The organism is Chloroflexota bacterium, from assembly GCA_015478725.1.
Lineage (GTDB): Bacteria > Chloroflexota > Limnocylindria > Limnocylindrales > CSP1-4 > C-114.
Map to the genome: position 1 here is coordinate 1 of JADMIG010000066.1, position 3,323 is coordinate 3,323.

Here is a 3,323-nt window from a genome sequence, read left to right on the forward strand (position 1 = left end):
TGGCCGGATAACAATGTGTCTGCAGCACTGCATGGAGCACTGCTTGCATGCCTGTTGTCTTACCAAAATCGACTGATGAAGGTCTCCGCTCATCCCGCAGGGCCCACAGAATACAGCATAAAAAGAGAGGCCAACTACAACAACTGGAGAGATGCTAGGCGAAGCCTTGCAGAGGCTGCAATGGCTAGGCAAGCGCCCTTGCATCCCCCACAGCTGTGCAGCGTTGGTGGATGTGGGAATGAAGGGATCGTCAAGTGCTCGACGTGCTCAATGGCCGGGGCTGTTGTATGCGCTGAGTGTGATCAGAAGCTCCATACCACGGCCCACTGCCACAATCGCCAGCACTGGCTGGATGGCTTCTGCCAGAATCTGGCCCCACACAGGTTCTTGGTCCCGCTCGAGGGTCCCAGAGTTTTGGCTGCAGATGGGCCTTCTTCTCCTGCAGATCAGTTGCCACCGGGTCCACTTGGCTATGCTGTGCAAGGTGCCGATCACGTCCCTCCTGTCATGTTGGTTGATAGCATGTACATCGGGGTTTGTGCTGATATAGTGTGGCTGCATTGCAGACATGTGCCTCCTTGTGGATGACAGCGCTCCTTCCAAGCCATGCTGCTGCTCTGAGGGCGCGCAGTGGGGCGAGGCGCTGCTTGGGAAACGAATTACTTGCATCACTCCCCTGGGTGAGTACTTGTCTGGTGGTGGCCAAATGGTTCAGCCCACCACCTTGAAAGTATCGCTACATCAGAGCTCTGCATCATGCAAGAGGGCAATCATGCACTGATGGGCACTGAATGCAGGGCGCGTGGATGGCTTTGCCATGGCACAGTTCAAATGCCTGGCTTGTGGCGGCTTGAGATGCCAGGATAGGCATGACATGCAGAACGCGGGACTGTGGCCCTGCACGCCCAGTGCCAAGCGTGTGCAGACGTTCATCCACGAGGATGTGCTGAAGGAGTGGAGGCGCACACAGAGCACTGCCTTTGGCACGTCTTTGAGCGCCTTTGTGAGCAAACTGGACTTACGGAGCACACTGATGGGTGTGGTGAGCAGCACAGATCTGGCATAGCACTCTTGTGATCATAATTGTCAAGCTGACTGCTCTTCTGCCACCTGGGGTCGCAGATGTAGCGGTTGACATGCACTGATCATGCAGGAGGGGCGAATTCGTGAGGAGCACGTGGCAGATGCCTACAGGGAATGGCGTTGCAATGAGTGGGAGATGGATAAGGCTGGGCTTCTATCCAGCAATGAGTGCCCATGCTGCAGTGGAGAGCAGCACTCTTTCCATTCTGATGGGAATATGAAGCTTTACATCTACGACAGGGATCGTGAGGCCTTTCGTTCACCCTACTATGACGACATCTTCATCAGGGATGAGTGAGTCAGCTTGCCGCCCGATGTCTGCTCTTGTGTCCAGTCAGCTATTACTTAATATGCCTTTGTGCCTGGGAGTGGTGATGGGATGCTGGAGTCTGAGCATGCATGCCTGTACCAAAGCTTGAAAGCTGCAGGCTCATACGTTCTAAAAGCTGCAGCATGCATTTGCAGTGTTGCAATGCGGCACATGGAGGCATTGGATCTGTCTTTGAGCAGCCAGCGAGCACAGGATGAGGACAGGCATTGTGGAAGGGGGTACTGGAAAGCAGCGAGGGACCGCCCTAGCAAGTACAAGGACCTCTTCTACACTGGCAGGGTTGTGGGTGGATGTCGGCATCTTATCATCCAACGCGGGGTGAACATCATTCAGTCTGGCGAACGCTATGGGTATCATCATCTGCTTCACAGTTCCTTCACATTCCCAAAGGTGGGCCCTGAAGAATTTTTATTGCTGGCTGGTATAGAAAGCATTGGTGCTTCAGCTATTGCCATGCATAAGCTGGATGTGTGTCAATCATACAGGGCGTCAAGCACATCTTCCAGGATATCATGTGCAAGTGGTGGCCTTGGAACCTGAAGGCAAACGCAGCCCTGAGAGCGTCATCAGATGTGTCCAATCCGGCCGCCAGAATTGTTCCTGATGCAGCAGTGGAGGGCGCGGCTGTGCCGCTGGTGTCAGCCGCTCATGGCAAGCTGCACTCTTGGCATTGCCAGGTAGGACAGTCTTGCACCAGTGGAACTTGCAAACTAATGACTGGTAATCTTGAATAAGGATAGCTGATTGCTGTGTATCCTGGTGCACCATTTCTTTTGCATGTCTAGGTGTTGCACTCTCCATTGTGGAGGAAGGGAGCTGGGTTGGGTGCGGGGGAGGACATGGAGCTCTGCTTCTCAACCATTTCCAGGCTGAGCAGTACGACAAAAAACATGGGCCCCACAATTGAGTATCGCATGCATGCCTGGCTTTGCATGCTGGCATGGTGACTCTGCACTGCATGCCCAATGAGCTGTTGCATGCATGCATAACTTCAGCATTTGCCAAAGACAGGTTTTCTTTATCCAGGGAGCACCGACACTATCTCTGAGGTGGTGTTTGACTTGAACCTGGGACGCATCCTGAGGCAAGCAGCAGAGCTCGCTCGCAGGTCTGTTGCCAACCTCTCGCATTTCTTTGAAGATGTGCTTGTTCGTGATCTTCTCAAGGGTGCTGAGAAGGGTAGATATGGTGTGCAGGCATACCACCACAATCAAGAAGACTGTCACATCTGCGGCAGCATTCTCTGAGCTCTGCGAGGAGGTGCTGTCTAAAGGGCCAGCGTATGTCAGCCAGGCAGAGATGGAGACGCTCTTGAGTGAGGTCATCAATGTGGCGAGAGGTGCATCTCCAAATATCTGCTGTTTGCATGTCGCCTTGCAGCTGGAAAATTCTTCTGGCGGGTCATCATGACTTCCTAAGGCGGTTTCATAGTTGCCACTGCCACTCCTGCAATTTGATTTTGACCTAATCAGTTTTAACTCACCCATGGCACCACTCATCACTGACGGCTTTATCACTCTGCAGAGCATGAGGCGCGGGAGCCTACGGAGCTTGGCCTGCGCACAGAGTACTTCAAGGCCTGCAAGCAGCTTGAGGAGGCAATGCTGCTCGATCTCATGCTCAAGGGGTCTGAGAGCGTTGACACTGTGCTAGCTGGACAGGACTTTGCCGACCTGCGAAGACAAGCTGCTAGCCTCACCAGCAACCTCCCCAAATATGCCCGCAGGTGCGCGGCTCCCACATTGCAGCTTCCTGCTGGTATTGAGATAGTCCTAACCTCAAAAGACATGCACACATGCTCACATGCTCATGTGTCTAATGGAGCCTCTTTGATGCCTAATCAATGTCTGAGACGTCTAGGCATTGCTGACGTGTCTCAGACGTCTAAAGCGTCAGAATATACGTCCAC

1 protein-coding gene is annotated in these 3,323 nt (G+C 53.4%); it reads left to right on the top strand.

Features of this window, described 5'->3' with window-relative positions:
- The first annotated feature begins 817 nt into the window (after nucleotides 1-817).
- Entirely contained in the window at nucleotides 818-1,066 is a 249-nt protein-coding gene (locus tag IVW53_15665; protein MBF6607002.1) for a hypothetical protein, read from the top strand.
- Nucleotides 1,067-3,323: the final 2,257 nt, after the last annotated feature.